The sequence below is a fragment of the Cupriavidus sp. IK-TO18 genome, from assembly GCF_015549295.1.
Taxonomy (GTDB): domain Bacteria; phylum Pseudomonadota; class Gammaproteobacteria; order Burkholderiales; family Burkholderiaceae; genus Cupriavidus; species Cupriavidus oxalaticus_A.
Genome location: NZ_JADGMP010000025.1, coordinates 83,829 through 108,328, shown reverse-complemented (window position 1 = coordinate 108,328; position 24,500 = coordinate 83,829). Strand labels below are relative to the sequence as shown.

Annotated in this window: 25 protein-coding genes and 1 pseudogene; 16 read left to right on the top strand and 10 right to left on the bottom strand. The window is 63.7% G+C overall.

The window, feature by feature from the left end; translation table 11 throughout:
• Positions 1–14: 14 nt before the first annotated feature.
• The 8 genes from IPF36_RS18325 to IPF36_RS18290 all read right to left on the bottom strand — a co-directional run bounded on the left by IPF36_RS18325 (position 15) and on the right by IPF36_RS18290 (position 8,304).
• Entirely contained in the window at positions 15–248 is a 234-nt protein-coding gene (locus IPF36_RS18325) for a hypothetical protein (RefSeq protein ID WP_133098046.1), read from the bottom strand.
• A complete protein-coding gene (locus IPF36_RS18320) occupies positions 245–1,465 on the bottom strand; it encodes an ABC transporter substrate-binding protein (RefSeq protein ID WP_195429458.1) in 1,221 nt (406 codons plus the stop codon). The genes IPF36_RS18325 and IPF36_RS18320 overlap by 4 nt, the downstream gene beginning before the upstream one ends.
• Positions 1,466–1,521: 56 nt before the next feature.
• On the bottom strand, positions 1,522–2,550 hold the full coding sequence (locus tag IPF36_RS18315) for a branched-chain amino acid ABC transporter permease (protein WP_133098107.1): 1,029 nt from the start codon (positions 2,548–2,550) through the stop codon (positions 1,522–1,524).
• 14 nt (positions 2,551–2,564) lie between these two features.
• On the bottom strand, positions 2,565–3,452 hold the full coding sequence (locus tag IPF36_RS18310) for a branched-chain amino acid ABC transporter permease (protein ID WP_135706407.1): 888 nt from the start codon (positions 3,450–3,452) through the stop codon (positions 2,565–2,567).
• Between the two features lie 21 nt (positions 3,453–3,473).
• Positions 3,474–4,178 (bottom strand): ABC transporter ATP-binding protein, encoded by a 705-nt coding sequence (locus tag IPF36_RS18305; RefSeq protein ID WP_195429456.1) that lies wholly within the window; start codon positions 4,176–4,178, stop codon positions 3,474–3,476.
• 2 nt (positions 4,179–4,180) lie between these two features.
• Complete coding sequence (locus tag IPF36_RS18300; protein ID WP_195429454.1) at positions 4,181–4,960, bottom strand: ABC transporter ATP-binding protein; 780 nt, start codon at positions 4,958–4,960, stop codon at positions 4,181–4,183.
• Between the two features lie 316 nt (positions 4,961–5,276).
• The gene (locus IPF36_RS18295) at positions 5,277–7,268 is read right to left on the bottom strand and encodes a thioredoxin domain-containing protein (RefSeq protein ID WP_195429452.1); all 1,992 of its coding nucleotides are present in this window, start codon (positions 7,266–7,268) and stop codon (positions 5,277–5,279) included.
• A gap of 325 nt (positions 7,269–7,593) precedes the next feature.
• Entirely contained in the window at positions 7,594–8,304 is a 711-nt protein-coding gene (locus IPF36_RS18290; RefSeq protein WP_133098053.1) for an SDR family oxidoreductase, read from the bottom strand.
• 180 nt (positions 8,305–8,484) lie between these two features.
• Here IPF36_RS18290 and IPF36_RS18285 point away from each other — a divergent pair, with 180 nt between their 5' ends.
• From IPF36_RS18285 to IPF36_RS18240, 10 genes are all read left to right on the top strand, one after another.
• Positions 8,485–8,955, top strand: coding sequence for an SUF system Fe-S cluster assembly regulator (locus tag IPF36_RS18285; protein ID WP_133098108.1), 471 nt, complete (start codon positions 8,485–8,487; stop codon positions 8,953–8,955).
• 30 nt (positions 8,956–8,985) lie between these two features.
• Complete coding sequence (sufB, locus tag IPF36_RS18280; RefSeq protein WP_133098054.1) at positions 8,986–10,434, top strand: Fe-S cluster assembly protein SufB; 1,449 nt, start codon at positions 8,986–8,988, stop codon at positions 10,432–10,434.
• Positions 10,435–10,485: 51 nt separating this feature from the next.
• Complete coding sequence (gene sufC, locus IPF36_RS18275; RefSeq protein ID WP_133098055.1) at positions 10,486–11,256, top strand: Fe-S cluster assembly ATPase SufC; 771 nt, start codon at positions 10,486–10,488, stop codon at positions 11,254–11,256.
• A complete protein-coding gene (sufD, locus tag IPF36_RS18270) occupies positions 11,253–12,584 on the top strand; it encodes a Fe-S cluster assembly protein SufD (protein WP_195429450.1) in 1,332 nt (443 codons plus the stop codon). Before sufC ends, sufD begins: the two co-directional genes overlap by 4 nt.
• On the top strand, positions 12,581–13,849 hold the full coding sequence (locus tag IPF36_RS18265) for a cysteine desulfurase (protein ID WP_133098057.1): 1,269 nt from the start codon (positions 12,581–12,583) through the stop codon (positions 13,847–13,849). Before sufD ends, IPF36_RS18265 begins: the two co-directional genes overlap by 4 nt.
• Complete coding sequence (gene sufU, locus IPF36_RS18260) at positions 13,849–14,295, top strand: Fe-S cluster assembly sulfur transfer protein SufU (protein WP_133098058.1); 447 nt, start codon at positions 13,849–13,851, stop codon at positions 14,293–14,295. The genes IPF36_RS18265 and sufU overlap by 1 nt, the downstream gene beginning before the upstream one ends.
• Positions 14,296–14,299: 4 nt before the next feature.
• A complete protein-coding gene (locus IPF36_RS18255) occupies positions 14,300–14,668 on the top strand; it encodes an SUF system Fe-S cluster assembly protein (protein WP_133098059.1) in 369 nt (122 codons plus the stop codon).
• Position 14,669: 1 nt separating this feature from the next.
• The gene (locus IPF36_RS18250) at positions 14,670–14,984 is read left to right on the top strand and encodes a non-heme iron oxygenase ferredoxin subunit (protein WP_133098060.1); all 315 of its coding nucleotides are present in this window, start codon (positions 14,670–14,672) and stop codon (positions 14,982–14,984) included.
• Between the two features lie 224 nt (positions 14,985–15,208).
• Positions 15,209–15,499, top strand: coding sequence for a hypothetical protein (locus IPF36_RS18245; RefSeq protein WP_133098061.1), 291 nt, complete (start codon positions 15,209–15,211; stop codon positions 15,497–15,499).
• Positions 15,500–15,647: 148 nt separating this feature from the next.
• Positions 15,648–15,956 (top strand): EthD family reductase, encoded by a 309-nt coding sequence (locus IPF36_RS18240; RefSeq protein ID WP_133098062.1) that lies wholly within the window; start codon positions 15,648–15,650, stop codon positions 15,954–15,956.
• Positions 15,957–15,985: 29 nt separating this feature from the next.
• Here IPF36_RS18240 and IPF36_RS18235 read toward each other — a convergent pair whose 3' ends face one another.
• Entirely contained in the window at positions 15,986–16,894 is a 909-nt protein-coding gene (locus IPF36_RS18235) for a LysR family transcriptional regulator (protein ID WP_195429448.1), read from the bottom strand.
• 128 nt (positions 16,895–17,022) lie between these two features.
• On the opposite strand from IPF36_RS18235, the gene IPF36_RS18230 reads away from it, so the two are divergent.
• Genes IPF36_RS18230 through IPF36_RS18210 form a run of 5 tightly spaced genes read left to right on the top strand, consistent with a single transcriptional unit; the run spans position 17,023 to position 23,138 of the window.
• Entirely contained in the window at positions 17,023–18,027 is a 1,005-nt protein-coding gene (locus IPF36_RS18230; RefSeq protein WP_195429446.1) for a tripartite tricarboxylate transporter substrate binding protein, read from the top strand.
• Complete coding sequence (locus IPF36_RS18225) at positions 17,972–20,101, top strand: acetate--CoA ligase family protein (protein ID WP_133098065.1); 2,130 nt, start codon at positions 17,972–17,974, stop codon at positions 20,099–20,101. The genes IPF36_RS18230 and IPF36_RS18225 overlap by 56 nt, the downstream gene beginning before the upstream one ends.
• A 4-nt stretch (positions 20,102–20,105) precedes the next feature.
• On the top strand, positions 20,106–20,876 hold the full coding sequence (locus IPF36_RS18220; protein ID WP_133098066.1) for an enoyl-CoA hydratase/isomerase family protein: 771 nt from the start codon (positions 20,106–20,108) through the stop codon (positions 20,874–20,876).
• On the top strand, positions 20,873–22,288 hold the full coding sequence (locus IPF36_RS18215; RefSeq protein WP_133098067.1) for an aldehyde dehydrogenase family protein: 1,416 nt from the start codon (positions 20,873–20,875) through the stop codon (positions 22,286–22,288). Before IPF36_RS18220 ends, IPF36_RS18215 begins: the two co-directional genes overlap by 4 nt.
• Positions 22,289–22,319: 31 nt before the next feature.
• Complete coding sequence (locus IPF36_RS18210) at positions 22,320–23,138, top strand: enoyl-CoA hydratase (RefSeq protein WP_195429444.1); 819 nt, start codon at positions 22,320–22,322, stop codon at positions 23,136–23,138.
• 390 nt (positions 23,139–23,528) lie between these two features.
• On the opposite strand, the gene IPF36_RS18205 is transcribed toward IPF36_RS18210, so the two are convergent.
• Positions 23,529–23,978: an HU family DNA-binding protein gene (locus tag IPF36_RS18205; protein WP_133098069.1), complete on the bottom strand. Its 450-nt coding sequence runs from the start codon at positions 23,976–23,978 to the stop codon at positions 23,529–23,531.
• Positions 23,979–24,391: 413 nt separating this feature from the next.
• On the opposite strand from IPF36_RS18205, the pseudogene IPF36_RS34730 reads away from it, so the two are divergent.
• A pseudogene (locus tag IPF36_RS34730) lies at positions 24,392–24,481 on the top strand (transcriptional regulator); the annotation flags it as partial.
• Positions 24,482–24,500 lie beyond the last annotated feature (19 nt).

The window sequence follows — 24,500 nt, the reverse complement described above, 5'->3', positions numbered from 1 at the left end:
AATGGCGCGGACGTTCAGTCGCGCCGGGCTGCCGGCAATAGGCGGCAGCCGTACGTGGCGGTCGAACGCCAGCGAGTTGCCGTCGGCCAGGGCGGCCCGCAACAGGCGTGAGAGGAAGTTCTGATAACAGGGCGGTCTCGGCCATTGCGCTCGGTGAGGGCGTAGCCCAGCCCTTCGATGCCGAGGTCGATGGCCTCCCGGAAGCTGGCGCTCGCCTCGGGCGTCGTCTCGCGACAGGTGATCTTCATGACGTCTTCTTCCCAACCAGCGGGCAGCTACCTTCTTCCATCGGCCGGAACGCCTCGTTGGCGGGAATGGAGGCGATGAGCTTGTAGAAGTCGCCCGCATACTTCGATTCCGACGGCTTCTTCACCTCGAACAGATAGAGCGGGTGGATCTTCCGGCCGTCTTCGCGAATGCTGCCCTTGCCGAACAGCTTGTCGTCGGTGGGCATCGCCTTCATCTTCGCTACCACGGCGCCGCCGTCGCCATCCGCCTTCATCGCCGTTACTGCCTTCAGGTAGTGGATCACAGCCGAGTACGTACCCGCCTGCGCCATGGTCGGGAACTTGCCGTTGTTGGCGGCGGCGAATTCCTTGCCAAACCTGCGGTTCTCGTCGGTCATATCCCAATACCAGGTCTCGCTCAGCAACAGGCCCTGTGCAGCCTTGAGGCCGAGCGCCTGGACGTCGCTGCTGAAGACGAGCAGGCCTGCCAGCTTCTGACCGCCGGCGGTCACGCCGAACTCGGCGGCCTGCTTGACCGCGCCGATGGTGTCGCCCCCGGCGTTGGCCAGGCCCACTACCTGCGCCTTCGAGGCCTGAGCCTGAAGCAGGTAGGAGGAGAAATCGTTGCCCGGGAAAGGATGCCGGACCTTGCCGAGGACCTTGCCACCGTTCTTGGCGACAACGGCCTCGGTGTCGCGTTCGAGCGAGTGGCCGAAGGCGTAGTCGGCAGTCACGAAGAACCAACTCTTGCCCCCCGACTTGACAACCGCCTTACCAGTCCCATTCGCCAGTGCCCACGTGTCGTAGGCCCAGTGGATCGCGTTGGGCGTGCAGGCCTTGCCGGTGAGGTCGGAGGTGCCGCCGCCGGTGACAATCATCACCTTGTTCTTCTCCTTGGCCACCTGGTTGACCGCCAGGACGACCGACGAGGTCGGCACGTCGACGATAGCGTCCACCTTGTCCACGTCGAACCAGCGGCGGGCGATGCTCGCCCCGACGTCCGGCTTATTCTGGTGGTCGGCGGCCACGATCTCCACCTTCAGACCATGCTTCTCGGGCGCAAAGTCCTGGACCGCCTTCTTCGCGGCCCAGACCGAACCGGGACCGGCCAGCCCGGCATAAACTCCGGTCTGATCGTTGAGCACGCCGATCCGGACCACGCCGCCCGTGATCTCGGCCTGCGCCGTCGAGGCCGCCAGCAGCGCGGCGAGCGAAAGCAGCTTGATGCGATTGTTCATCCTGTGTCTCCTCTACTGTGGGGATATATATGGGGTGTTCCGTTCAGCGCTTGATTTCATGCCTTTCCTTCCACGCGCCGGGCATGCACGCCCGCTCCGGCGGGCGTTTCGTCATGACTTGGTGCCGGCACGGCAGCGTGGCGCGGTGCGGGCCGGACGCGGCGGTTGCCCACGATGTTCTGGCACAACGCGTTCAACTCGCCGACGATGCCGCGGCGGAACGCAAGCACGCACACGACGAAGATGCTCCCCATGATCACGGTGATCATGGAACCGACCTTGTCCGCCAAGGCGTTCTGGATGGCGACCACGATGCCCGCGCCCACCACCGGGCCGAAGGCAGTGCCAAGGCCGCCCAACAGCGTCATCAGTACGACTTCGCCGGAGGTGTGCCAGTGCGCGTCGGTCAGTGTGGCGAACTGAAAGACAAGGGTCTTGGTGGCCCCGGCAAGGCCGGCCAGGCCCGCCGAGAGGACGAAGGCCAGCAGCTTGTAGCGCGCGACGTCGTAGCCCAGCGAAGTGGTGCGCGCCTCGTTCTCGCGGATCGCCTTCAGAATCTGGCCGAAAGGCGAATGGATGATGCGGTGGATCAGCCAGAAGGTGAACAGGAAGATCGCCAGAACGAAGTAGTACATGCGCAGGTCCGACGCCAGGTCGAGCAGGCCGAACAGCCTGCCTCGCGGAATGGCCTGCATGCCATCCTCGCCGCCTGTGAACGGCGCCTGCAGGAACAGGAAGTACAACATCTGTGCCAAAGCAAGCGTGATCATCGCGAAGTAGATGCCCTGTCGGCGAATAGCGAGCGCCCCGACGACAAAGCCCGCGGCAGCCGAGACGGCCGTGCCGAGCAGAAGGCCGAGTTCCGGGGTGAGCCCCCAGGTCTTCATGCCATAGCCCGATATATAGGCCGCGGTGCCCAGGAACGCCGCATGGCCGAACGAGAGCAGGCCGGTATAGCCGAGCAGCAGGTTGAAGGCGCAGGCGAACAAGGCGAAGCACAGAACCTTCATCAGCATCACCGGATAGAGCACCGCCGGGGCCGCCAGCGCGCCCAGCAGCAGGACTCCGTAGCCAAGATTTCTCATTTTCATACTTGACCTCACTTTTCCTTGCCAAACAGGCCTGCCGGCCGAACCATCAGTACGATGACCATGATCACGAAAACCACCGTGGCCGACGCCTCTGGATAAAACACCTTGGTCAGTCCTTCGACCACGCCCAGTCCCAGTCCGGCGACGATCGCGCCAAGGATGGAACCCATGCCGCCGATCACCACCACCGCGAACACGACGATGATCAGGTTCGACCCCATCAGCGGACTTAGTTGCCCCGTCGGTGCTGCCAGCACGCCGGCCAGCCCGGCCAGGCCCACGCCGAAGGCATAGGTCATCATCACCATCACCGGCACATTGATGCCGAAGGCTTGGGTAATGCTTGGGTTCTCGGTGGCGGCGCGCAGGTAGGCGCCGAGGCGGGTCTTCTCGATCGTGAACCAGGTCAGCAGGCACACTGTGAGCGAGCCGCCGATGACCCACGCGCGGTATTTCGGCAGAATCATGAAGCCGAGGTTGAAGGCGCCGGCCACCTCGTCGGGAATCGAATACGGCTGCCCCGAGACGCCGAACTGGAAGCGGAACAGGCCTTCGATAATGAGCGCCAGCCCGAAGGTCAGCAGCAGCCCGTACAGGTGGTCGAGCTTGTACAGCCACCGCAGCAGGCCGCGCTCGATGGCGATACCCATCAGCCCTACCAGCACCGGCGCCGCCAGCAGCGACCACCAGTAGCTGACGCCGAGATACTCCAGGCCCGCCCAGGCGACGAATGCGCCCACCATGAACATCGCGCCGTGGGCAAAGTTGATGATGTTGAGCATGCCGAAGATCACGGCAAGCCCGAGGCTGAGAATCGCGTAAAACGAGCCGTTTACCAGCCCGAGCACGAGTTGCCCCAACAGCCCCTGTAGCGGGACTCCCAGAATCGTTGTCATGTTGTCTCCTCCGCAGCGGTCTCAGACACCCAGGAGTTCCTGGAGCAGGTGCTGCTTCTCGTGAATCTCGTGCTGCTGGATCTCCGCGGCGATTTGGCCGTGCTCCACCACGTACATGCGGTCGGCCAGCGGCGCGGCGAACCGGAAGTTCTGCTCCACCAGCACGATCGTGTAGCCCTTTGCCTTGAGGTCGCGGATGACCTCGGCGAGCTTCTGCACGATCACCGGCGCCAGTCCCTCGGAGATCTCGTCCAGCAGCAGCAACCGCGCTCCGGTGCGCAGGATGCGCGCCATCGCCAGCATCTGTTGCTCGCCGCCCGAGAGCCGCGTGCCCTGGCTATGCCGCCGCTCGTGGAGATTGGGGAACATCGCGTAGATCTCGTCGAGGCTCATCCCGCCGCCGCCCACCTGCGGCGGCAGCAGGAGGTTCTCCTCGCACGAGAGGCTGGAGTAAATCGCCCGCTCCTCCGGGCAGAAGCCGACGCCGAGACGCGCGATGCGATGGGCCGGCATGCCGATTGCCTCGCGGCCGTCGATCATGACCGAGCCGGCGCGACGCCCCGTCAGGCCCATGATGGCGCGCAGGGTGGTGGTACGGCCTGCCCCGTTGCGGCCGAGCAGGGTCACGCACTCTCCCTCGTTCACCAGCAAGTCGATGCCGTGCAGGATGTGCGATTCGCCGTAGAAGGCATGGAGGTCGGTGACCCGCAGGTATTCCGTCGCCATGATCAATGCCCTCCCGGCGCCGCGAGCGCGGCATCAGCGCTGCCCATATAGGCCTCGATGACCTGCTGGTTGGCGGAGACTTCTGCGTATGTGCCCTCGGCCAGCACGCTGCCGCGCGCCAGCACCGTGATGGCGTCGCAGATGCCGGACACCACTTTCATGTTGTGCTCCACCATCAGGATGCTGCGATTGGCCGAGACCTTCTTGATGAGCTGCATGACGCGGTCAACGTCTTCGTGGCCCATGCCCTGCGTAGGCTCGTCGAGCAGCATCAGCTCGGGGTCGAGGGCCAGCGTGGTGGCGATTTCCAGCGCCCGCTTGCGGCCGTACGGCATCTCGGCGGTCGTCATGTCGGCGAAGTCCTCCAGTCCGACGTCGGCGAGCAATGCCATGGCCCTGTCATCGAGCGATGCGAGGACTTTCGGCGAGCGCCAGAACTGGAAGGAAATCCCGAGCCTGCGCTGCAGCGGGATACGCACGTTGTCAAGCACGGTCAGGTGCGGAAACACCGCCGAGATCTGGAAGGAGCGCACCACGCCCCGGCGCGCGACCTGCGCCGGCTTCTCGCCGGTGATCTCGGCACCGTTGAACCGGATGGTGCCGCGCGTGGGATCCAGGAACTTGGTAAGGAGGTTGAAGCAGGTGGTCTTGCCTGCACCGTTCGGACCGATCAGTGCGTGGATGTGCCCACGCCTGACCTTGAGGCTGACGTCGTTTACGGCGACGAATCCCTTGAACTCCTTCCTCAGTCCGACGGTTTCAAGAATGAGATTGCTTGCCATGGTCATTTCCGCGCCCGTTGTTGGGGTCTGCTGGAGAATATGGCTGCAGCTAGATCACGTCCAATATATTATTGGTTAGTTATTGACACTTTTTGTGTATATATGTCGGAGGCGCGCAACCTGGGTCGCGTGCCTGCGCACTATCCGCCGCTGCACGCTGCGCTACGCGCTCGAGACCGAGCGCATCGAGGGCTGGTTGCTGGAGGGCCGCCTGCAGGAAACCGGCGCTCGCGCTCGAAGCGGCGTCATGAGCAATCCCAATTTGGTTTGCGGACCCCCCAGGAATCGCGGCAAAGGCCGAGTCGCATCGTGACAGTCACGCCATGCAGCGTTCAAGGAGCGCCTGGCCACTGGTTACCGGTGCGGTACAGGTGCGATGTCGGCACACGTAGGCTGCCGGCCGGCCGTCGACCGGGTGCCGCCCCTGGCCGACCGGAACATCTTCGGCGAATGCCAGGACGCGTGCCGGAAGGTAGGCACGGTGAACGCTTTTTACCAATGGGGCGGCAGCCGCCTTATCGCCGGCAAATATGATCCCGAGCGCGCCGCGCTGCGCGAAGTCCCTGGCGGCCAGGAGGTGCACGAAGCCGGCCGGGGCCGCGGTGGCGGCAGCCCCATATCGCTGGAACTCTTGCTCGGCGAAGTCGCGATAGCGATCCCCGCCGGTGAGTTCATGCAAGCGCAGGAAGGAGAACACGCTGGCTGAAATGCCCGACGGCCAGGCGCTGTCGTACGGCGCGCGAGGCCTGTGCACCAATGTCTCGGCATCGTGGGACGTGAAATAAAGCCCGTCTTCCCAGAACTTATCGAGTATCAGTGCCACCAGTTCGGCTGCGCGATCAAGGTATCGCCTGTCGAAGCAGGATTCGTAGAGGTCGATCAGAGCGTTGGCCAGGAAGGCATAGTCCTCCAGGAACCCTGGTACCTTGACTGTGCCGTCCTTCCAGTACCGGTACACGCCGCCGTCCGGCATGGCGAGCTTATCCTCGATAAAGCTGGCGGCACGCCTTGCGGCGCAGAGGTGTGCGGGGTTGCCCGTCGCCTGGTAAGCCGCGCAGAGCCCCTGGATCATGAGACCGTTCCAGCCGGCGAGAATGTTCTCGTCACGGCCGGGGCGCACACGCTGGGCGCGTGCTGCCAACAGCCGATTGCGCCAGCCTTCGAGTCGCGCCTCCTCCAGGGCGGGCAGCGTGACCGCACGGTGGAGCACCGATCTGCCGGGTGCAAAGTTCCCGCCGTCGGTCACGCCATAGGCGCGACATGCCAGGGCCCCCTCGGATTCGCCCAGGACAGCCTTCACCTCGGCCGGCGTCCAGGCATAAAAGCGGCCTTCCTCGCCTTCGCTGTCGGCATCTTCGCCAGCGTAAAAGCCGCCATCGGGGTGCGTCATGTCCCGCAGAATGTACGCGATAGTCCCCTCGAATACGCGGCGCCAGGCTTGCTTGCCGGTCAGGCGATAGGCGTCCGCGTACAGTTTGACGAGCAGGCCGTTGTCGTAAAGCATTTTTTCGAAGTGGGGCACGGCCCAGCGTTCATCGACACTGTAGCGGGCGAACCCACCACCGAGCTGGTCATGGATGCCGCCGGCCGCCATGCCGTCGAGCGTGCGCTCCAGCGCTTCAAGCAGCGCGGGTTCACCAGTTCGTTGATAGATGCGCAGCACGAGGTCGTAGGCGCTTGCGTTGGGAAACTTGGGCGCTCCGCCTAACCCGCCGTGGATCGGATCCGTATTTCGCGCGAGGGCGAGGGCTGTCTGCGCGGGCAGATCCTCGACTTCCGCGGCTTCACGGCTGAGGTCCGCGTCTTCTAGCTGCCGGAACCCCTGCTGAAACCGCGCGATGGTGTCGCGCAGTTCCTCGCGCCGATGCGTCCAGGCTTCGCTCAGGCTCAGCAGCACACGTTCCAAGCCGGGGCGCCCGTAGCGGTCATCCGGCGGAAAGTAGGTGCCACCAAAGAACGGCTCTCCTTGCGGCGTCAGGAACACCGTGAGCGGCCAGCCGCCCCCCTGTCCCATCATCTGGGGAACTTTCTGGTAAACGTCGTCGAGGTCGGGGCGTTCCTGCCGGTCAACCTTGATGCTGATGAAACGCTCGTTCATCAGGCCGGCGATCCGGGGATTCTCGAACGATTCGTGCGCCATGACATGGCACCAATGGCATGTGGCGTAGCCGACGGAAAGCAGTACCGGCTTGTCCTCGTCGCGCGCGCGGCGAAACGCCTCTTCGCACCAGGGATACCAGTCGACCGGATTCTCCGCGTGTTGCCGGAGGTAAGGCGAGGTTTCTGTGGCGAGCCGGTTTCTCGTCATGATCTTCAGGCAGGCAGGCCAGGGGGGACAGCTGTGACGCAGAACAAGGCGCGCGGCAAGCGCGAGGCTCCCCGGCATACCTCGATGAACCATACAAAAAAGCACCTGCTACAGGTGCTCGGTGCTTCCAACCGTGGGCGTCTGCGTCCGAACCGGGTCAGCAACTCATGATCCGGTTCGGACCTGCAGGCTTGTGAGGCCTGCACGATCACGCTTCATATAGGAAACACGATCGTTTCGCTGACCTACCTTCGCTTTGTCAAAGCGTGTCTCAGTCAGCACTTGAATTATAGGACGGGCGACAATCAGGTCAATCCGAATCTGGCTACCATGGAATCGACTGGCGATCGCGGAAGAAGCCACCGGTGGGGCCATCGTCGGGCAGCGTTGCCAGCCACACCACGGAGTCGATGCCCTGCTCGGGCGAGCGCGGCGCATCGGGGCCGCCCAGGTCGGTGCGACACCAGCCGGGGCACACTGAGTTGACCTTGACGCCGCTGTCGGTCATTTCGGCGGCCAGGATGCGTGTGACGGCGTTCAGCGCCGTTTTCGAGATTCGGTAGGCTGGCACGCCGCTCCCCATTTCCGCCAGCTGTCCCATGCCCGAAGCCAGGTTGACCACCCGGCCGGCGCGGCTGGCGCGCAGCAGCGGCGCTAACGCCTGTGTGATCCGGAGCACGCCGAAAAGATTGATATCCAAGGTACGGCGCAGCGTCTCGAGCGGCATTTCGAGCAGGCTGGTGTCGTAGTGGTCGAGCGATACACCAGCGTTGTTGATCAGCGCGTCCACGCGACCGAAGCGTTCGGTCAGCCAGCTGGCCAGCGCAGCCGCCGAACTGTCTTCCGTAACGTCAAGGGGATGGCAAGCGATCGGATGACCCGCAAGCCGGAGCTCTGTCTCCAGCAACTCGAGGTCCGTCGGCCTGCGCGCCGTGGCGACGACCAGATGGCCTTCCACGGTGGCCAGCCGGCACGCGGCCGCGCGGCCCAAGCCGCGGCTCGCGCCAGTGATGACGGTAACAGGTTGGTTGACCATGTCTGAGTCTCCTCGCCGCTCTCGGGGCTCGCATGCCCCCATAGCTGCGGCTACTCATCTATACACCGTCGACGGTGACCTGGTGATAGCGGATTCCCAGATCCTGGCCTGGCGCGAAACAGGGATGCTGGAACAATTGAGGACTGATTTGGTTCTAATTGACAAATACTGGTGGCGACGATGCTCAGACTCAGCAAGCTGACCGACTACGGCACGGTGATCATGACGCACCTGGCGCGAAACCCGGGCCGGATTTACAGTGCCGCCGAACTCGCCGCCGCAATCGGCGTGTCTGTACCGACGGCAAGCAAGATCCTGAAGACGCTGGCAAGGCACCACTTGCTGCAGTCATTGCGCGGCGCCAATGGCGGCTATCTGCTGGCACGACCGCCGGAACAGATTTCGATCGCACAGGTGATCGACGCCATGGAAGGCCCGGCCGGCGTGACCGAGTGCAGCGTCGCTGCCGGCCTGTGTGCGCAGGAAGGGCTGTGCGCCATCCGCGCCAACTGGCAATCGATCAATAGAGTGATCTTTATGGTGCTTGACGGCGTGACACTGGCAGATATGGCACAACCGGTATTGCACGCGGTAGATATTGGCGCCTTGCACGCCCGACGCGCACACGGGCCGCAAGCTGGCATTTCGTGACGTCGATAACAGTGGCAAGCGAAGCAGAACATGGCAACCCCGGCACGCAAGCTCGATGAACTGATCAGCCAAGGCTATAAGCATGGCTTCTACACGCCCGTGGAGACGGACACGGTGCCGTGCGGGCTGAATGAGGACGTGATCCGCATGATCTCGGCCATCAAGGGCGAGCCGGAATTCATGCGGGAGTGGCGTCTCAAGGCCTTCCGCCACTGGCTGACGATGTCCGAGCCGCACTGGGCGACGGTCAAGCACCCGCCCATCGACTACCAGGCGATCGCATACTATGCCGCGCCGCGCTCCCAGAAAGCGGGACCGAAGACGCTGGACGAAGTCGATCCGGAGTTGTTGCGTACCTACGAAAAGCTGGGCGTGCCCCTGCACGAGCGTGAACTGCTGGCAGGCGTGGCGGTGGACGCGGTATTCGACAGCGTCTCGGTGGCCACCACCTTCAAGCAGAAACTGGGCGAGCTCGGCATCATCTTCTGCTCGTTTTCCGAGGCGGTGCGGGAGCATCCGGCGCTGGTGCAGCAGTATCTCGGCTCGGTCGTGCCCTATACCGACAACTTCTTCGCCTCGCTCAACTCCGCCGTGTTCAGCGACGGCTCGTTCTGCTATATCCCGCCCGGGGTACGCTGCCCGATGGAGCTGTCGACCTACTTCCGCATCAATGCCAGCAACACCGGCCAGTTCGAGCGCACCCTGATCATCGCCGACCAGGGCGCTTACGTCAGCTATCTGGAGGGTTGCACCGCGCCGATGCGCGACGAGAACCAGCTGCATGCCGCGGTGGTGGAGCTGATCGCGCTGGAAGATGCACAGATCAAATACTCGACCGTGCAGAACTGGTATCCGGGCGACAAGGAAGGCAAGGGCGGCATCTACAACTTCGTCACCAAGCGCGGCGATTGCCGCGGCGCGCGCTCGAAGATTTCCTGGACCCAGGTGGAGACCGGCTCCGCCATTACGTGGAAGTATCCAAGCGTGATCCTGCAGGGCGACGATTCGGTCGGCGAGTTCTATTCGGTCGCGCTGACCAATCACTACCAGCAGGCGGACACCGGCACCAAGATGACCCACCTTGGCAGGAATACGAGGAGCACCATCCTTTCCAAGGGCATTTCGGCCGGTCACGGCCAGAATGCCTACCGCGGGCTGGTGAGGATGGCCAGGAGCGCAGTCGGCGCGCGCAACTACTCGCAGTGCGATTCGCTGCTGCTTGGCGACAAATGCGCTGCCCACACCTTCCCTTATATCGAGGTGAAGAACGCCACCGGCCAGGTTGAGCACGAGGCATCGACTTCGCGCATCGGCGAGGACCAGCTGTTCTATTGCCAGAGCCGCGGTGTCAGCGCCGAGGATGCCGTGTCGATGATCGTGAATGGATTCTGCAAGGAAGTATTCAAGGAGCTGCCGATGGAATTCGCGGTGGAAGCCCAGAAGCTGCTGGGCGTGAGCCTGGAAGGCAGTATCGGGTAAGGGTGGCGCGCACGAGGCGCGCTGCAGGCGCATCGGAGGAAGAAGCCAGCCATGCTTGAGATTCGCAAGCTGCACGTCAGCGTAGACGACAAGCCCATCCTGCACGGCATCGACCTCAGCGTGCAGGCCGGCGAGGTGCACGCCATCATGGGCCCCAACGGTTCGGGCAAGAGCACCCTGGCCCATGTACTGGCCGGGCGCGACCGCTTTACCGTGACTGCGGGCGAAGTCCTTTACGACGGCACGAACCTGCTTGGGATGCCACCGGAAGAGCGCGCCCGCGCGGGCATCTTCCTCGCCTTCCAGTATCCGGTGGAGATCCCCGGCGTCTCGAATATCTACCTGCTCAAGGCGGGGCTCAACGCGATCCGCAAGCACCGCGGCGAGCAGGAGCTGGACGCCATGGATTTTCTCGCCCTGGTCAAGGACAAGCTCCAGCTCATGGAGATGGACCAGGACCTGCTTTACCGCTCGGTGAACGAGGGCTTCTCCGGCGGCGAGAAGAAGCGCAACGAGATCCTGCAGATGGCGGTGCTGGAGCCCCGGCTCGCCATTCTCGACGAGACCGACTCCGGCCTCGACATCGATGCGCTCAAGATCGTCGCCAGGGGCATCGAGGCCATGCGCAGCCCGCAACGCGCCATTGTGCTGGTCACGCACTACCAGCGCCTGCTCGATTACATCGTGCCGGACCAGGTCCACGTGCTTGCGCACGGCCGCATCGCCAGGTCCGGCGGCCCCGAGCTGGCGCGCGAACTGGAGCGCACCGGCTATGCCGCGATGGAGGCGCAAGCCGTCACCGGGATGGAGTCTTCAGCATGAGCGCAAGCGGACTGGAGCACTATCTCGCCGAGTTCGACCGCGTCGAGGCCGCGCTGCCGGGCCGTCGCCTGAGCTGGCTCGAGCACGCGCGCCGGCAGGCGCTGGATCATTTCGCCCATACGGGGTTCCCCACGCTGCGGCAGGAGGACTGGAAATACACCAACGTGGCGGCACTCGAGAGAAGCCGTTTTGCCGTGGCTCTGCCACAGGCCGCAGACGGCCTGGACACTGCAGTGGCGGCGCAGATCGAGGCGTTGGCCCTGGCCGGCGCGCACCTGATGGTGTTCGTCAATGGTGTGCACCAGCCGCAATGGTCGCGCATCGCTGCCCTGCCTGAGGGGATGGAGCTCGCCAGCCTCGCCGCCATGCTGGAGCGCGCACCGGACTGCCTGGAAGCGCTACTGCTGCGCGGCGCAGGCGACTACCCGTCCGGTTTCGCCGCCCTGAACATGGCGTTCATGACCGACGGTGCCTATATCCGCGTGGCGGCCGGCACCGTCCTCGAACAGCCGATCCACTTGCTGTTCCTCGCCACCGCCGGCGAACTGGCAACCCATGCGCGCAATGTGGTGGTGGCGCAAGCCGGCAGCCGGGTCTGCATTGTGGAGCACCACGCGGGCCTGGATGGCCTGGGCTATTGCACCAATACCATCACTGACATCGTTGCCGAGCGCGATGCGCAGGTCGGACATCACAAGCTGCAGCAGGAGAGCCTCAAAGCCTTCCATATTGCCGGGGTGCACCTCGACCAGCAGCAGGGAAGCCGCTTCGACTCCAGTTCGTTTGCTCTCGGCAGCGCCCTCGCGCGTGTTGACATCGAAATCGGGCTGAATGCCGAGCATACCGAGTGTTCGCTGGACGGGCTGTATATGACCGCCGGGCGGCAGCATATCGACCACCACACCCGCATCGACCACGCCAGCCCGCACAGCAAGAGTCGCGAGTTGTATAAGGGCGTGCTGGCGGGCGCCTCGCGCGCCGTCTTCAACGGCAAGGTGGTGGTGCATGCCGATGCCCAGCACAGCGATGCCCACCAGTCCAACCGCAACCTGCTGCTGTCCGAGCAGGCCGAGGTCGACACCAAGCCGCAGCTGGAGATCTATGCCGACGACGTCAAATGCGGCCACGGCGCCACCGTCGGCCAGCTCGATGCCGAGCAGATCTACTACCTGCGCTCGCGCGGGATGGACGATGCCGCGGCGCGTGCCCTGCTGACCTTTGCCTTTGCCGAAGAGGTCGTCAAGCGGCTCGGCTCTGTCCCATTGCGCACGCGGCTGGAAGCGCTCCTGCGCGGCAAGCTGCCGGAGCCTGTGAAGGAGTTGCCATGAACACGGCAGCGCATGAATTGATGGCCGTGGGGCGCGCGGTGCCGCCCGCCGGCCTGGAGGTAGAGCGGCTGCGCCAGGATTTCCCCATCCTGCGCCAGACCGTCAACGGCAAGCCGCTGGTCTATCTGGACAACGCCGCCACCACCCAGAAGCCGCAAAGCGTGATCCATTGCGAAGCGCGTTACTACAGCGCGCTCAACGCCAACATCCACCGCGGCCTGCACACCCTGAGCCAGCGCGCCACCGATGCCTACGAAGCCGCGCGCGACGCCGTGCGAGACCTGATCAACGCGGCCCGGCGCGAGGAAATCGTGTTCGTGCGCGGCACCACCGAGGCGATCAACCTGGTGGCGGCAAGCTTTGGCCAGCGCCTGCGCCCGGGCGACGAGATCCTGATCAGCACGATGGAGCACCACTCCAATATCGTGCCGTGGCAACTGGCGTGCCAGCGCACCGGCGCCTTGCTGCAGGTCGCGCCGATCAACGATGCCGGCGAGTTGATGCTGGAACAGTTCGCGCAATTGCTCGGCCCCCGCACCAGGCTGGTCGCGTTGGCGCACCTCTCCAACGCGCTCGGCACGGTCAACCCGGTGCGAGACATCATCGAGCTGGCGCATGCCCGGGACATCCCGGTGCTGATCGATGGCGCCCAGGCGGTGCCGCACCTCAAGGTCGACGTACAGGACCTCGATTGCGATTTCTACGCCTTCTCCGGGCACAAGCTCTACGGCCCCACCGGCGTCGGCGTGCTCTATGGCAAGGCTGCGCTGCTCGACGCCATGCCGCCTTACCAGGGCGGCGGGGACATGATCCGCGAGGTCACGTTCCATAAAACCACTTACAACGATATTCCCTACAAGTTCGAGGCCGGCACCCCCAATATCGCCGGCGTCATCGGCCTTGGCGCGGCCATCGGGTATGTGCGCGCGGTCGGCCTGGAGGCCATCGCCGCTCACGAGCATGCGCTGCTCGCGTACGCCAGCGCGCGGGCGGGGAAGGTCTCCGGGCTGCGCATGATCGGCACGGCTGCCAACAAGGCGAGCATCCTCTCGTTCACCCTGGACGGCATCCATGCCCACGATGTCGGCAGCATCCTCGATCAGCACGGCGTGGCGGTCCGTGCCGGCCACCATTGCGCCATGCCTGTGATGGAGCGTTTCGGCGTGCCTGCCACGGTGCGCGCTTCCTTCGCGCTGTACAACACGCGTGAAGAAGTGGATGCGCTGTTTGCTGCGGTGCGCGCGGCGCAGGAGGTATTCGCCTGATGTCCGACCTGCGCAACCTCTACCAGGAAGTGGTGGTCGACCACAGCCGCTCGCCGCGCAATTTCGGGCGGCTGGCGGTAGCGAACCGCAGTGCCGAGGGCTTTAACCCGCTGTGCGGCGACCGGCTGACGCTGTACCTGAGCATCCGCGACGGGGTGATCGAGGACGCCAGCTTCGAGGGCTCGGGCTGTGCCATCTCCACCGCCTCGGCCTCGCTGATGACAGAAGCGCTCAAGGGCAAGACCGAGGCAGAGGCACGGGCGCTGTTCTCGGGCTTTCACGCGCTGGTGACCGGCGTGCCGGGGCAGGCCGGTGTGCCGATGGGCAAGCTGGAGGTCCTGGCCGGTGTGCGCGAGTTCCCGGCACGCGTGAAGTGCGCGACCCTGGCCTGGCATACCATGCAAGCCGCTTTGGATAACACCACCAGGCCGGTCTCAACGGAGTGAAACGATGGGCATGATCGATTGGCTGCGCAAGGCTGAGGAACACGAAGACAGGCTCGAGCCCGAATCGGACAGCCTCGAGGGGCGGGTGATAGCGGCCTTGCGTACGGTGTACGACCCCGAGATCCCGGTCAACATCTACGACCTTGGCCTGGTCTACCAGTTATCGGCGGACGAAGCCAGCGGCAAGGTGGGCATCCGGATGACGCTGACCGCACCGGGCTGCCCGGTGGCGCAGGCCTTCCCGAGTGTGGTGCAGGACGCCGTGATGGAAGCCGGCGGGGTGAACGAAGTCGAGGTTGAACTGGTATGGGAGCCGCCCTGGTCGAGAGAACGAATGAGCGAGGCGGCCCGCCTGGAACTGGGGCTGATCTGAGATGAGCGAGTGGATCGATGTCGCCCGCGCCGAGGACTTCGCGCCGGGCACCTGCCGCAACGTCGATGTCGGTGGCGTAGAGGTCGCGGTATTCAATGTGGATGGCAATTACTACGCCATCGAGGCCCTCTGCTCGCACGAGGCCGAGCCGCTTTGCGGCGGCGACCTGGAAGGCCAGGAGGTCGTCTGCCCGCGCCACGGCTCGCACTTTTCCCTGCTGACGGGCGAGGCGCTGTGCCCGCCTGCCTATGAGCCCGTGGCGACCTTTCCGGTCCGGGTGGAGGACGGCAAGGTGCAGGTCAGGGACGAGCGCTGAGACGAGACTCTTCGAAACCCTGATGCAAGAATTGGGGCTGGACGTCCGCGCGATGAGTGTGGTTCAGAGCCTTGACGCAGGCTACTACGCTGCACAGACCTTCCTAGCGTTCAGCGCCGAAAAACGGGCTTTGGCAAGGCTCGTATCCCAACTAGACTGATGCAGTCAAAGCATTCCGTGATTGGCTGCGCAAAAACCGGGGCCATATGCTGGAGGGGCGGATCATGCACACTGTTATCAGAACCTATTCCGGAAGCGGCGCTAAGGAGCTATTTGCGCTGCTTGAAACACGGACAGCAGAGATTGAATCGTTGATGCGCTCGGTTCAGGGTTTCGTGAGTTACACCCTGGCGCGAACCGCCGATGGCGGCTTTTCCGTCACGACCTGCAATGACAAGGCCGGCACGGATGAGAGCGTCAAGGTGGCGAAGGACTGGATCGCCATGAACGCTGCTGGCACGGCCGCCAATGCGCCGTCGATATCCGAGGGAACTGTCATCCTGCACGTGAAATAGTCGCGGGATAACGAGCACGCCAGACCGAAAATTAAGCGATCGGTTGCTTGCAAGGCAACCGATCGTCTTATCAATCTACTTAAAGCACCGCTGCCGTGAGGCGTACCCCTGCGGTCCGCACTCAGAGGCGCGCGACAGGACGAACAAGATGGCAAAGCTTGTGGCACTGTACAAAAAGCCGGACGACAAGGCAGCGTTCGATTCGTATTACTTTTCGAAGCACGTTCCGCTGGCTAAGAAAATTCCCGGCTTGCGAGCTTACGAGGTGAGCGACGGGTCGGTGGCAACCCCTTTAGGAGAGTCCCCGTTCCATCTGGTAGCGTTGCTCAGCTTCGATTCTCTGGAGGCCATCCAACAGGGGCTGGCGTCGCCGGAAGGCGCCGCAACAGCGGCCGATCTAGCCAATTTTGCTGGGGCAGGCGTGGACCTTTTGATCTTCGACACCAAAGCGGTCTAGCCGGCCTAGACGCGACGCTGTTTACAGCGTCATGCAGGTTTCGCGCTTGCGACACGTGGCACCAATGCGCGAAGCCGGGAAAGAACCAGCCGGGCCGCACGGGACAGCGGGTGGTGCTGCGTGACGCCGAGCGCGATTGACCTGAGCAGGTCGGGGTCGACGATCTCGACCGCTGCCAGCCGGCCCTCAGCCACTTCGTCATCGACGGCAAGCAAAGGCAGGATCGTCATGGCATGCCCGCACAAGGCGACTTCCTTCATGGTGTTGAGCGACTCCACCTCAAGCGCGACGTCAAGGACAATGCCTTGCTGGCGCGCATGTTGGTCAAGGATGGAGCGAAGGCCATTCGGCGTAGGCGGCAGGACCAGGGGTACGCCATGCAGTCGATGGAAGGCGACAGTCGGCTCGCCAGCCAAGGCATGCTGGGGCGGACATACCAGGTAAGTTGAAACTGTCGCCAGGATATCCTCGGCCTGCCGCGGTCCAGGACCATAGCGGTTAATGACTGCGATATCGAGGTGGCCGGATTCCAGCTGCTCATCGAGTTGGCCGCTGAAGCCTTCCGTCACGCGCAAGCGAACGCCCGGTGCGCTCGCGCGCAGGTCGGCAAATAAGGCGGGAACGAGCCGGCGCGTCATAGAGGGGAGGACGCCGATACGTACCACCCCGAACGGAATACCGGCCGCGTTCCGGACTTCATCATTGAGTCGCGCCGACTGAGCAAGCAGAAGTTCAATGTGCGGAAAAATCCGCTTGCCGAACTCTGACAGCACCACCCCGCGACCGGTCCGATCGAACAACCTGTCGCCCCACTCCGTCTCAATCTGAGCAATGGTGCGGCTCACCAGGGACTGGGCGATTCCGAGCGCACGCGCGGCACGCGACAGCGACCCCACTTCGGCCACCAGCGCCACGGTCTCCAGTTGCTTCAGGTTCACAGCGCTTCCTATCTATAAAATCGATATCAGGTATCGCAGATTCTACTCTTTTGCGTTGGCTCTGGACTCCATACACTGCAATCAGCCCTTCCCGCAGGAGGAGGGGGCCAGACAGATATGGAGACAACATGCCCCATTTTTCCGCATTACTCAGCGCATTCCGGCGACAGCTGTGCGCGCTGATGCTTGCCGCGGGCCCACTCGCATTTGGTGCCGTGGCCGGTGCTGCCACCGGGTATCCCACCAAGCCGATCCGCCTGGTCGTGCCCTTCCCGGCGGGCGGCCCCACCGATGCCATGGCGCGGCTGATCGGCCAGCACCTGTCGCAGCAGCTTGGGCAGCCAGTAGTGATCGACAACCGCGGCGGGGCGGGCGGCACCATCGCCACCGAAGCGGTCGCGCAGGCGGCGCCCGACGGCTACACGTTGTTCTTTTCCACCACGGGCACCATGGCGATCAACCCGGTGCTCTATCGCTCGCTGAAGGTGGATCCGCTCAAGTCGTTCGAGGCCGTGGGCTCGGTAGCCTCGACGGTAAACGTGCTGGTGGTCCCGAACAGCTTGCCGGTCAGCAACATCAAGGACCTGATGGCGTTAGCCAGGCAGAAGCCGGGCACGCTGACATTCGGTTCGGCTGGCAACGGCAGCTCCAATCACCTGTCGGGCGAGCTCTTCAAATCGATGGCCGGCATCGATATCGTCCATGTGCCATACAAGGGGTCGGCAGCGGCGTTCACCGACCTGCTCGGCGGTCGCATCTCGATGATGTTCGATACGGTATCGAGCCAGGTGCAGTACATCGGCAGCGGCAAGGTCAAGGCGCTGGGCGTCACGGGCACCAAGCGCTCGGATGCGCTGCCCAAGGTGCCAACGATTGCGGAAGCTGGCCTGCCCAGCTTCGACGTAACGATTTGGTTCGGGCTGTCCGCGCCAAAAGGCACCACGCCAGAAGTGATCCGCCGCCTCAACAGCGAACTGCAGACTGTGCTCGCACAGGCCGAGGTACAGAGCCAGCTGGCCGCGCTTGGCGCGCGCCCCTTGCCTGGCACGCCGGCTGATTTCTCCACGCTGATCCAGCATGACGCCGGCAAGTGGTCGCCGGTGGTTAAGGCCTCGGGAGCGACCCTTGACTGAAACTTTCAACGCATTGTTCGCGCCCGCATCGGTGGCCGTCGTCGGCGCCTCGGACAATCCCAACAAGGTAGGTGGCCGGCCGGTGCACTACATGCGCACGTTTGGCTACACCGGTGAAGTCTTCCCTGTGAATCCGGCGCGAGACACCATACAGGGCTATCGCGCGTATCCGGATCTCGGAGCCATTGGCAAGACGCCGGACGCAGTCGTCATTGCCGTGTCAGGCGATGCCACGCTGGAGCAGGTGCGGCAATGCGGCGCGGCCGGTGTCAAGGCGGCGGTGATCATGGCGTCGGGGTTTGCCGAGACCGGCACGGCCGGCCGGGAGCGCCAGCAGGAACTGGTGAGCGTAGCCAACGCCAGCGGGATGCGGCTCGTAGGCCCGAATGCACAGGGCACGGCGAACTTCGCCAGTGGGGCGGTCCTGAACTTCTCCACGATGTTCATGGAGGTTGCGCCAAAGGATGGCCCGATAGCGATCATTAGCCAGAGTGGCGCGGCGAGCGTCATGCCCTATGCGCTTTTGCGGCAGGCCGGCTACGGCGTGCGCTATCTGGTGGCCACCGGCAACGACGCGGACCTTGATGCCTGCGCAATGGCTGCAGCCGTGGCGGAGGATCCCGAAGTGCGGCTGATCCTCGTCTACCTGGAATCGATCTCGGACCCCGCACAGCTTGCTCGGGCTGCGGACGTAGCGCGAGCACGCGGGGCCAGCATTGTGGCGATCAAGGCCGGCAACAGCCGGCGTGGTGCCCAGGCGGCGGCCTCCCATACCGGCGCACTGGTTGGTAACGACGCAGCCATCGACGCATTCCTCGCCCGCCACGGTATCTGGCGCGCGGGCGATATCGGCGAACTGGTCCGTGCCGTCCCCCTTTATCTGCAGGGCCGGGCGCCAGGGCAGGGCCGCACGGTGGTGATGAGCCACAGCGGCGCCGTTGGCGTGATGGCGGCCGATTTGGCCGAACAGCAAGCGCTGCCGCTCACCGACCTGCAGCCTGCAACGCTGCGCGAACTGGGCAAGATCCTCCCTGAATTCGGCACCGCCAGCAACCCGCTCGACATGACGGCGGCCTTGCTGGGCAAGGGCGATATGTTCCCGCGCGTGCTGCATGCGCTGGCAGCCGATCCGCAGGCAGACATGGTGATGGTTGGCATTCCGGTGGCGGGCCCAGGTTACGACGTTGAGGCGTTGGCCCGTGATGCCGCCGCGTTCAGCGGGCATTACGGCAAGCCGCTTGTCGCCAGCGCTCCGCAGCAGACCGTGCGCGAGGTGTTTGCACGCCATGGCGTACCGGCGTTTGTCACCGAAGCGGACGCCATCGCGGCGCTGGCGCAGTATGCCGCCCACCATCAGTTGAACGCTGTCGCCCTCACATCGCCGCGCCTGGAGCCATGTCCGCTCGACGGTCGCGGCATGCAGGATGAAGCAAGGAGCCTGTCGCTGCTTGCCGAAGCAGGCGTGCCGGTGGTGCCATACCGCTTCTGCGCGAGCGTCGACGAGGCTGTGACGGCGTTCAGCGCATTGGGTGGCGTGCCTGTGGTGGTCAAGGGCTGCGCAGCAGCCGTGCCGCACAAGAGCGAGCACGGCCTCGTGCATCTTCGCCTGACCGATGCCGCTGGCGTCGCCCACGCCGCGCAGGACTGTTTCGACAAGCTGCAGCGGCTTGGCGTGGCATCGCCGCGCGTGGTGGTCGCGACGATGGTCAAGGGGCGCCATGAGTTCGCGCTAGGCGTATCGGTCGACCCTGTGTTCGGCCCGCTGGTGATGATCGGCGAGGGGGGGACGCTGCTCGAACTGCGCAAGGACATCGTCACGCTGTTGGCGCCCTTTAGCGCCAATGACGTAAAGGCAGCCTGTGCGCGGTTGCGGCTGGCGCCGTTGTTCGAGGGCTACCGCGATATCCCGGCGCTCGATCTCGAAGCGCTGGCGTCTGCCGCCGTCGCACTCGGCAACTGGGCGTTGCGTCATTGCACGGCGCTGAAATCGGTCGACATCAACCCGCTGATGGTGATGGCTGCTGGCGAAGGGGTCAGCGCCGTCGACGCCGTCGTGGAACTGCAGGGAGCCTGAGAACGTGGAAGCCATACGGATTGAACAGGATCGCGACATCAGCATCGTCACACTTGACCGCCCCGCGCGAATGAATGCGGTCAACGATGTCCTGCGAGGCCAGTTGATTGACGCGCTAAGCCGCCTCAATGCGGACCCCGCCGTGCGCGCCATCGTGCTGAACGGTGCCGGGGAGCGCGCATTCTGCGCCGGGCAGGATCTTGAAGAAGCGGCAGGCGTGACATGGCAGCAAATCGTGCCCTGGCTGAACCGGCAACGGGCCATGTACCAGGCCGTGCGCGACCTCGATAAGCCCTGCGTGGCCGCCGTACGCGGCGTGGCCGCGGGAGCGGGTTTTCAACTCGCCCTGTGCGCTGATTGGCGCTTGGCCACGCCGGATAGCCGCTGGGGCCAGCCTGAAGTGAAGGCAGGACTGGCAAGCATCGTCGGTTCGTACCTGATGACGCTGCACGTCGGGCACACCCACAACGTACAGATGTCGCTGTCCGGCGAATTGATCAGCGGCCAGCGAGCCTTCGATGTCGGGCTGGTGACCGGACTTAGCAGTGAATCGGACCTCATGGCGACGGCCGTTGCCCGCGCCCGGTCGCTCGGTGCATTGCCGCCGACGGCCATGCGCCTGTCCAAGCAACGTTTCCGGGCGATGACGCAACCGGGTTTTGACGAAGCTTGCATCGCCGGGATTCGGGCGCAGCTGGAGTGCTACGCCGATGGTGAGCCGCAGCGCGTGATGGCCGGATTCCTGGGCAAACGTAACTCAAGGGAATCACAGTGAAACAGTTGTCCGAACACTATATTGGCGGTGAGCGCACCCCGATCCGCAGCAACGAAACGATTCTGGTCTGCGATGCCGCGACCGAAACTCCTTTGGTCGAGGTTCGTCTTGGCGATACCGATGACGTTGCTGAGGCGGTCGCGGCGGCCAGGAGGGCACTGCCGGCTTGGCATGGCATCGGTGCAACACTGCGGGCATCGTATCTGCGAGCACTGGCCGACGTATTGGAAACGTCCGCCGCAGAGCTCGCGCACGACATCTCCCGTGAAGTCGGCATGCCGCTCAAGCTGTCTCGGCGGATCCAGGTCGACGCGCCGATCGCCGCGTGGCGCGCCACGGCGGCGCTAGCGGAGACGTTTTCGTTTGTCAGCACGGTCGGCAATTCGCGTGTCACGATGACCCCTGTCGGCGTGGTGGCGGCGATTACGCCATGGAACTACCCCCTGCACCAGATTACTGCCAAGCTGGCACCAGCATTACTGGCTGGCTGCACGGTCGTGCTCAAGCCGTCGGAGTTGGCACCATCGGTGACCGGGCGACTGATCGCCGCCTGCGAAGCGGCAAAGCTGCCCGCTGGCGTCCTCAACATTGTTTCGGGTGGTGCGGTTGCTGGTGAGGCGCTGGTGTCGCACCCCGATGTCCAGATGGTGTCGTTCACAGGCTCCACGGCGGTGGGACGCAAGGTGGCCGCGCTGGCTGCCCGTGATATGAAGCGCCTGTCGATGGAACTTGGCGGCAAGTCCGCAGCCGTGGTGCTTCCTGGCGCTGACCTGGCGAAGGCGGTCAAGGCGACTGTCAGTTCTTGCTTTCTCAACTCGGGACAGACCTGCAGTGCGACAACCCGGCTGATTGTTGCGCGTGAGGACTACGCGCTTTGCAGGCAGTTGCTTGCCGATGCGGCGGCAGCGATGCGGCTTGGTGATCCAGCCGATCCGGATACGCGCATCGGCCCCTTGTTGTCGGCGCAGCAACGTGACCGCGTGCGGGCGCATATTGCGGAGGCACAGCAAGCAGGGTTCGATCTCATCGCTGGCGGACTTGACGCACCGGTGCCGGACGCAGGCTATTTCGTTGCCCCGACAATCTTCGGCAACGTTGCTTCCGACAGCCGCCTGGCAAACGAGGAGATCTTCGGTCCGGTGCTTGCGGTATTGACCTATGAGACGGTTGACGAGGGCGTCACCTTAGCCAACGCCACACCCTATGGACTGGCGGCGGCGGTCTGGGCCGCGGACGACGCCACGGGTATGACTGTGGCCAATGACCTGCGGGCAGGGCAGGTCGACGTCAATGGCGCGCGGTTTAACCCAGCGGCGCCGTTCGGGGGCTTTGGCATGTCCGGTGTCGGGCGAGAAGGGGGCGTCTATGGGCTCGAAGAGTTCCTGGAGCCGAAATCGATTCAGCTTCCGTAATCCACAAGCAATGTATTGACAGGAACACGACATGGAAAGCCAGATTACCGTTACTCGCGCCGGCAAGAGCGAGCACATTGCCGTCGTCACGATGAACCGCCCCGACAAGCTCAACGCGCTGACCAAGGTCATGGAGGCGGAACTACGCGACACGATGGAAGCGGCTGACCGCGACGATAACGTCCGTGTGGTGGTGCTGACCGGCGCAGGGAAGGGCTTCTGCGCAGGGATGGACATCAATGAACTTGAAGTGCTCCCGCCGGGCGACATCCGCGCCGAGCAATGGATGCGGCCGTTTGACATGAACCGGCGAGCCGATTACCAGACCCGATATGGTTATTTCCCTGCGATGCGAAAGCCGGTGATTTCTGCCATTAATGGCGCAGCTGCCGGGTTGGGCCTGGTATTTGCCCTATACAGTGACATGCGCTTTGCCAGTAGCAGCGCCGCGTTCAGCACCGCTTTCTCTCGCCGGGGCCTGATTGCCGAACACGGTATCTCGTGGCTGCTGCCGCGCGTGGTGGGCCCCGGCCATGCAGCCGACCTGCTGTATTCCGCGCGCAAGGTGCTGGGGGAAGAAGCCTTGCGGATCGGGCTGGTGGACCGTGTGTTTGATCCGGATGCGCTGATGGCGCAGACGCTCCACTATGCCGACGATCTTGCCCAGAACGTCTCGCCACGTTCCATCCGGGTGATGAAGCGGCAGTTGTGGGAGCAACCCTTCCAGTCGCTGGCCGACGCCACGCGCATGGCCAACGCAGAAATGTTCGACAGCATCCAGAGCGAAGATTTCACCGAGGGCGTCGCACATTTTATTGAGCGTCGCCCAGCGAAATTCACGGGAAGGTGAACGCGATCTTTCTAACTGTGCTGTCCGCGAAGCGATCCGGCGGCTAGTCAGGTGGCCGATACCTCTCCCGCATCAGTCAAAGTAGTGTCGTCGTTGGGGCTACCGGCGTACTTCGCGTGAAGGCAGGCGAACAGACTGACGTGGTAGCCAATCGCCAAGGAATAGACGCCATGTCCGACGGACGAGCGGTGACGATTGGGCTTCCCGGCGAACTGGATTGCCGAGACTGATATCGGGGAAGGTTCGATCACTGCTTATGACATCTACAAGTGGTCGCGCGGCTTTGGGCCGTAGCTGTGGGCAGCAGTGCCCGCACTGCGGCGTTCTTACGCCATTCTCAGTAAAAAAAGCCCCGATGGGGCTTTTTTTCTGCTTGTGGAGCCGTCACGATTACGCTGCAGCGTCCTTCAGCTTTTTCATTGCGCGAACCTTCACCTTCACGCTGGCCGGCTTGGCGGCGAACCACTGCTCCTGGCCCGTGAACGGATTCTTGCCGAAGCGCTTCTTCGTGGCCGGGACCTGGATAGCCGAGACCTTGAACAGGCCGGGGAAGGTGAATTCGCCAGCGCCCTTCTTGTGGATTGCGCTCACCATGGTGTTTTCCAGGTGGGCCAGAACGGTTTGGACGGTCTTTTTGTCCAGTTCGGTCTGGGCGACCAGGTGGGCAAGGAGGCTCGATTTGTTGAAGGTGTCCTTCAGCGGCTTTGCGACCGGGGCCGCTGCAGCAGGCTTCTTGGCAGGAGCGGCCGGCTTTGCTGTCGCAGCCTTCTTAGCCGGGGCAGCTTTTTTCGCTGCGGTCTTCGTTGCAGTCTTTGCTACGGGTTTCGCTTTCGTGGCCATAGTCGTGTCTTGGTAGATTTATGCGCGCCTGACAGCAATTTTTGGATGTGGCGCACCGGCGAAGAATAGCAAAAGCGGCCGCGTATGCAAGAGGGATGACGGAAATTTGTTGAAATCGCTCGGGAACTGTGGGCGCATGTAGCCGTCCGAAGCAAGCGAAACGCCTGGCACGAGACCGGCACCACTGTCGGTGGAGCGGTGAATCGCATTGCGCTTGCCATGAGCTGCCGGCCAATACCGGTTCCGCGTAATGAATCATCTACGATGAACCAAGAAAGCTGGGCGAGACCCCATTCGCCCAAGGCTTGTTTAGGCGCTTCGTTCAGCACTACCGATCACCAGAAAATTAAGCAGTAGAAACCGGTTGCTTATGCTCCGACGACCCGGCTGAAGGCAGCATGCTCCGGCAGTGCCTGATTACTGTCCTGCCAGGTGATCGGATCCGTCTGCGCGTCATGCGCGATTTTGACTGGCTGCCTGATGGCCCCATACGCGATTTCTTCAGGGAAGAGGGGCTGAACG

What these genes read in the sequence shown, in the direction of transcription:
- IPF36_RS18320 (WP_195429458.1), bottom strand. Translation starts at nt 1,465, where the DNA reads ATGAACAATCGCATCAAGCTGCTTTCGCTCGCCGCGCTGCTGGCGGCC.
- IPF36_RS18325 (WP_133098046.1), bottom strand. Translation starts at nt 248, where the DNA reads ATGAAGATCACCTGTCGCGAGACGACGCCCGAGGCGAGCGCCAGCTTC.
- IPF36_RS18240 (WP_133098062.1), top strand. Translation starts at nt 15,648, where the DNA reads ATGGCAAAGCTTGTGGCACTGTACAAAAAGCCGGACGACAAGGCAGCG.
- IPF36_RS18265 (WP_133098057.1), top strand. Translation starts at nt 12,581, where the DNA reads ATGAACACGGCAGCGCATGAATTGATGGCCGTGGGGCGCGCGGTGCCG.
- sufC (WP_133098055.1), top strand. Translation starts at nt 10,486, where the DNA reads ATGCTTGAGATTCGCAAGCTGCACGTCAGCGTAGACGACAAGCCCATC.
- IPF36_RS18285 (WP_133098108.1), top strand. Translation starts at nt 8,485, where the DNA reads ATGCTCAGACTCAGCAAGCTGACCGACTACGGCACGGTGATCATGACG.
- IPF36_RS18230 (WP_195429446.1), top strand. Translation starts at nt 17,023, where the DNA reads ATGCCCCATTTTTCCGCATTACTCAGCGCATTCCGGCGACAGCTGTGC.
- IPF36_RS18255 (WP_133098059.1), top strand. Translation starts at nt 14,300, where the DNA reads ATGGGCATGATCGATTGGCTGCGCAAGGCTGAGGAACACGAAGACAGG.
- sufU (WP_133098058.1), top strand. Translation starts at nt 13,849, where the DNA reads ATGTCCGACCTGCGCAACCTCTACCAGGAAGTGGTGGTCGACCACAGC.
- IPF36_RS18250 (WP_133098060.1), top strand. Translation starts at nt 14,670, where the DNA reads ATGAGCGAGTGGATCGATGTCGCCCGCGCCGAGGACTTCGCGCCGGGC.
- IPF36_RS18315 (WP_133098107.1), bottom strand. Translation starts at nt 2,550, where the DNA reads ATGAGAAATCTTGGCTACGGAGTCCTGCTGCTGGGCGCGCTGGCGGCC.
- sufD (WP_195429450.1), top strand. Translation starts at nt 11,253, where the DNA reads ATGAGCGCAAGCGGACTGGAGCACTATCTCGCCGAGTTCGACCGCGTC.
- IPF36_RS18290 (WP_133098053.1), bottom strand. Translation starts at nt 8,304, where the DNA reads ATGGTCAACCAACCTGTTACCGTCATCACTGGCGCGAGCCGCGGCTTG.
- IPF36_RS18300 (WP_195429454.1), bottom strand. Translation starts at nt 4,960, where the DNA reads ATGGCAAGCAATCTCATTCTTGAAACCGTCGGACTGAGGAAGGAGTTC.
- IPF36_RS18245 (WP_133098061.1), top strand. Translation starts at nt 15,209, where the DNA reads ATGCACACTGTTATCAGAACCTATTCCGGAAGCGGCGCTAAGGAGCTA.
- IPF36_RS18210 (WP_195429444.1), top strand. Translation starts at nt 22,320, where the DNA reads ATGGAAAGCCAGATTACCGTTACTCGCGCCGGCAAGAGCGAGCACATT.
- IPF36_RS18295 (WP_195429452.1), bottom strand. Translation starts at nt 7,268, where the DNA reads ATGACGAGAAACCGGCTCGCCACAGAAACCTCGCCTTACCTCCGGCAA.
- IPF36_RS18310 (WP_135706407.1), bottom strand. Translation starts at nt 3,452, where the DNA reads ATGACAACGATTCTGGGAGTCCCGCTACAGGGGCTGTTGGGGCAACTC.
- sufB (WP_133098054.1), top strand. Translation starts at nt 8,986, where the DNA reads ATGGCAACCCCGGCACGCAAGCTCGATGAACTGATCAGCCAAGGCTAT.
- IPF36_RS18205 (WP_133098069.1), bottom strand. Translation starts at nt 23,978, where the DNA reads ATGGCCACGAAAGCGAAACCCGTAGCAAAGACTGCAACGAAGACCGCA.
- IPF36_RS18305 (WP_195429456.1), bottom strand. Translation starts at nt 4,178, where the DNA reads ATGGCGACGGAATACCTGCGGGTCACCGACCTCCATGCCTTCTACGGC.
- IPF36_RS18225 (WP_133098065.1), top strand. Translation starts at nt 17,972, where the DNA reads ATGACGCCGGCAAGTGGTCGCCGGTGGTTAAGGCCTCGGGAGCGACCC.